General features: G+C 37.4%; 6 protein-coding genes. 3 read left to right on the top strand and 3 right to left on the bottom strand.

Annotated features, from left to right (window positions below; genetic code table 11):
• Nucleotides 1-124 precede the first annotated feature (124 nt).
• The 3 genes from ACXJIE_RS03420 to ACXJIE_RS03430 form a co-directional block, all read right to left on the bottom strand.
• Nucleotides 125-406: a hypothetical protein gene (locus ACXJIE_RS03420; RefSeq protein ID WP_456479579.1), complete on the bottom strand. Its 282-nt coding sequence runs from the start codon at nucleotides 404-406 to the stop codon at nucleotides 125-127.
• Between the two features lie 173 nt (nucleotides 407-579).
• A complete protein-coding gene (locus ACXJIE_RS03425; RefSeq protein ID WP_456479580.1) occupies nucleotides 580-1,479 on the bottom strand; it encodes an HpcH/HpaI aldolase/citrate lyase family protein in 900 nt (299 codons plus the stop codon).
• 1 nt (nucleotide 1,480) lies between these two features.
• Nucleotides 1,481-1,867, bottom strand: coding sequence for a c-type cytochrome (locus ACXJIE_RS03430; RefSeq protein ID WP_456479584.1), 387 nt, complete (start codon nucleotides 1,865-1,867; stop codon nucleotides 1,481-1,483).
• Nucleotides 1,868-1,934: 67 nt separating this feature from the next.
• On the opposite strand from ACXJIE_RS03430, the gene folD reads away from it, so the two are divergent.
• From folD to ACXJIE_RS03445, 3 genes are all read left to right on the top strand, one after another.
• Nucleotides 1,935-2,786 (top strand): bifunctional methylenetetrahydrofolate dehydrogenase/methenyltetrahydrofolate cyclohydrolase FolD, encoded by an 852-nt coding sequence (folD, locus tag ACXJIE_RS03435; protein WP_456479581.1) that lies wholly within the window; start codon nucleotides 1,935-1,937, stop codon nucleotides 2,784-2,786.
• A complete protein-coding gene (gene lepB, locus ACXJIE_RS03440) occupies nucleotides 2,787-3,626 on the top strand; it encodes a signal peptidase I (RefSeq protein ID WP_456479582.1) in 840 nt (279 codons plus the stop codon).
• 16 nt (nucleotides 3,627-3,642) lie between these two features.
• Nucleotides 3,643-4,089 (top strand): site-2 protease family protein (locus tag ACXJIE_RS03445; RefSeq protein ID WP_456479583.1); only part of this gene is annotated, 447 nt, incomplete at its 3' end.

Consider the following 4,089-nt stretch of genomic DNA (forward strand, 5'->3'; position numbering starts at 1 on the left):
ATAACCGTAAAAGATTGCATTCTTATTTAGGTTATATGTCACCGGTTGAATTTGAACAAAAAATATTACATTCTGAAAATAACACAGAAAATTTAAAAAAAGTGTCCTAAAAAGTGTTGACAGATCATTTATTGATTTCTTCTTTTTTGTCTTCATTAAATAAATCTATTATTTTTTTAGCAAGAGTTTCGGCATCTCTTACACTTAATCTTTTATAATCCTTTTTGCTGTGTTTAAATTCACCAAGGACTTTTTTTATGCTTTTTTTTGTTTTTTTATTTGTATATTTAACTTCAAAAACCTTTTTGTTACCTCTTTTGACAAGATAAAGATAATTACCAAGATAAATACTCTTTTTATTACCAAAATCAATTTCAAATAATTCATTTTGAGTATATTTTGCCATTTTAAAACCTTTTTGCCAACAAATAGTCCTACTAAACGAATTATATCAAAAAGGTCCTATCGTTTGGTCCTACAAAAATCGCCTTTGAAAGATTTTTTAATAAAAATCATAAAATCATTTTTAATGTCAAATAATTTGACAAAGTTCTGTAACTACGCAAAAAGTGAAAGAAGTTATCTTTTGAAATGCCCTAAAATTGATAAGTAATTTTTATAAATCGGTTCATCAACGTACAGCCCGTTCACGGTGAACGGGCCTTCTTTTTCAAATCTTTCGACTATCATTTCGGCAAATTCGATGTCTTCTTCAAATATTTTATTCGCTATTTCGCACTGGGCGGGTGTAATACAGCCGACTCCCTGCATACCTAAATTTTTCTGAAGCAAACACCATTTTTTAAAGCCTTCGAGATCCTTGTATTTCTGATATACAAAACCCACGGGTGTTATATTCATATATCTTGATGTCAGGGAAAAGTCGGCTAAAATTTTGTGAATAAGCGGATTGTCCGTCCGTATGACGGAATGGGGGACGTTCAGTTCGTTAAGCAGATCGTAAATCCCTATATAAAACGTCGTAAGTTTCGGATGGGTCAGATCCCTTAAGTTGAAAAAAGCCTCTTTGGTTTCTATAGAGGCGTGTATTTCCTTATCCGTAAGCATAAATACGTCGTCTATTTCTTCGATACTGTTGACTTTTGGAATTCTAAAAGCGTTGAAGCTGAATCCGTCTAAAAATTTAATGTCTTCAATTCCTCCTTCGTTCAGCGCGTTTACCCTTATGACAATTTCTTTATCTGTGCTTTTAACGTTTGATAAAAAAACTCCCAACATTATCCTGGCTATTTCTTTTTTATCTTCCGGCACTCCGTCTTCAAGATTGAGCATAATGACATCGGCGGGAAGTTCGTCTATTTTGTTTAAATGTTTAATCTGATGTCCGCTTACCATAATTACGCTTTTTTTTGCCGTTTTTACGGTTGTAAAATCATTCGGTTTTATCAGGTTTAAAGCTTTGTTAATATCGTTGTTTTCGACAATTTTTTTTAAAAAATCAGTGTTTTCGAAAATCATTTCAGTCCTTCGATTTTAAATAAAGAAGTATGGCTTTTATTTCGTTATCGGTTAAATAGTTGTATTTCGGCATTATGTTGAGGTATTTAAGGGGCGATGAAGGGTGTTTTTTTAAATATTTTTTTAATTTTATCCGTTTGAATAAAATTTTTTTAAACCACTCAAAAGTTAAATTGTGAAATTTTTCCGTTTTGATAACCGTTTTTTCGCCTTTGGAATTTATAAATGAGGTTATGATTTTTCCTTCCCCCTTTATACCGTGACATTTTGCGCAGCTGATGCCTCTTGGGTTGTTGTAAAGCATTTTGCCGTATTCAAGGTTTGTAATAAACCATTCTTCGTTTTTTGCGTAAACCAAAACGAACAGAGCGGTAAAAAACAGACGAATTAACATTAACCTTCACCTTTTATGTTAAAATTTCAAATATTTCTCATTTTATCAAAAAGGAAAGATAATGACAATTCTTGATGGAAAAAAACTCTCCGAAAAAATAAAAGACGGTTTAAAGACGGATGTCGAAAAACTTAAAGCCGAAGGAATCACCCCCGGTCTTGCGGTAATTCTCGTAGGAGACGATCCGGCAAGCCATACGTATGTGAGAATGAAAAGAAACGCATGCCAGAAAGTGGGAATTTACAGCGTTGTACATGAATTTCCCGAAAGCATTACCGAAAAGGAGCTGCTCTCGACCATTAAAATGATTAATGAAAACCCCAATATCCACGGGCTTTTGATTCAGTTGCCGCTTCCGAAACATATTGATACGACCAAAGTTCTCGAAGCGGTGGATCCGAGTAAGGACGTTGACGGTTTCCATCCTTACAATATGGGAAGGCTTGTTGAGGGGCTTGATACGTTCGCCCCTTGCACACCCCTCGGTGTTATGGAAATATTTGAAGAGTATGATATTGATCTCAAAGGTAAAGACGTATGTGTTGTGGGGGCGAGCAATATAGTGGGCAAACCTATGTGGGCGCTTCTCGTAAACGCCTGGGCGACGGTGGATATCTGTCATATTGAAACGAAAGATCTTAAATCCCATACCAAAAAGGCGGATATCGTTATCGTAGGAGTCGGAAAACCGAATCTTATAACGGCGGATATGGTAAAAGAGGGTGCGATTGTTATCGATATAGGTATTAACAGACTTGAAGACGGCAGATTGGTAGGGGATGTCGATTTTGACAACGTAAGTAAAAAAGCTTCATATATTACGCCCGTACCGGGAGGGGTAGGGCCGATGACGATAGCAATGCTTCTTAAAAACACGGTTAAAGCCGCAAAAAAATTTTTAAAAAGAGGTTAAATGAAAGAGAAACTTAAGAAATTTTACCATTGGTCCAATACATGGACGGGTACCATTGTAATAGTTTTATTAATAATATTCTTTTTAGCCCAGGCGTTTGTGATTCCGAGCGGCAGTATGAAAAGAACGCTTCTCCCAGGAGACGCGCTGTTTGCCAAAAAGTTTGCCTACGGTGTTCCGATTCCCCATATTCCATGGCTTGAAATTCCCGTACTTCCAGATTTCAGGGGTGACGGGCATTTAATAGACGGTCCGAGACCCAAAAGGGGGGATATCGTAATATTCAGATGGCCCGTTAACGTTAAAATGCATTTTGTAAAAAGATGTGTGGCTGTTGGCGGCGACAAACTTATGGTAAGAAATAAAAATCTATACCTTAGAATTCAAAACAGCGATAAACAGACCGTTGAATTTGCCAAAAAAATGTATGCGGGCGTTGTTGATATGAACGGTGAAAAATGGGTTAAAAACCCTTATATGAAAGACCATCCCGGAATCCATCATGATCATCCGCACGTCGATTTTCCTGAAGAGGTTGTTAATTACGGACCTATAATTGTTCCGAAAGACAATTATTTTATGATGGGGGACAACAGGGATCACAGTAACGACAGCAGATTCTGGGGTCCTGTGCCTTATAAACTTATAGTAGGTAAACCGTGGTTTATTTATATGAGCTGGGTTATGCAAAAACCGGGGGAAGACGAAGCGGAAAACTGTCCTAATTACACGATAAGGTGGAACAGGGTAGGGAAAACTATTGACGAAATCGAAAAAGAACTGAGGGAAGGTAAAAAACCGTATCTGACTGCCGGGTGCAATCCGGATGCGGACCGATAAAAAATAAGGGCGGAACTTGGAATTTTTTATTATTAAATATTCGGCTTTGGCGTTTGCGTTTGTCATGGCAATAGTCGGGCACGAGATTATGCACGGGCTTGTAGCGAAACATTATGGGGACTTGACGGCGACTTATGAAGGAAGGCTCAGTATAAACCCCTTAAAGCATATCGATCCTTTCGGCAGCGTGGTTTTTCCTTTAATTCTTTTTGTCTCCCAAAAACTCGCGGGGGTGGCGGATCCTATAGTTTTCGGATGGGCTAAACCTGTGCCCGTGAATATTTTTACAGTTGTAAACAGAGGCGGTTATATCGGAGCTTTTAACGTATCAATCGCCGGTGTGGTATATAACTTTACGCTTGCGGTTATTGCGTCGACGCTTATCGGTGTTGTAGGAAAACCGGATGGGTTTTTAACTCTTTTTTTGTATATGTTTTTAATGTATACGGTTTTGATTAACGTT

Source organism: Nautilia sp., assembly GCF_053994455.1.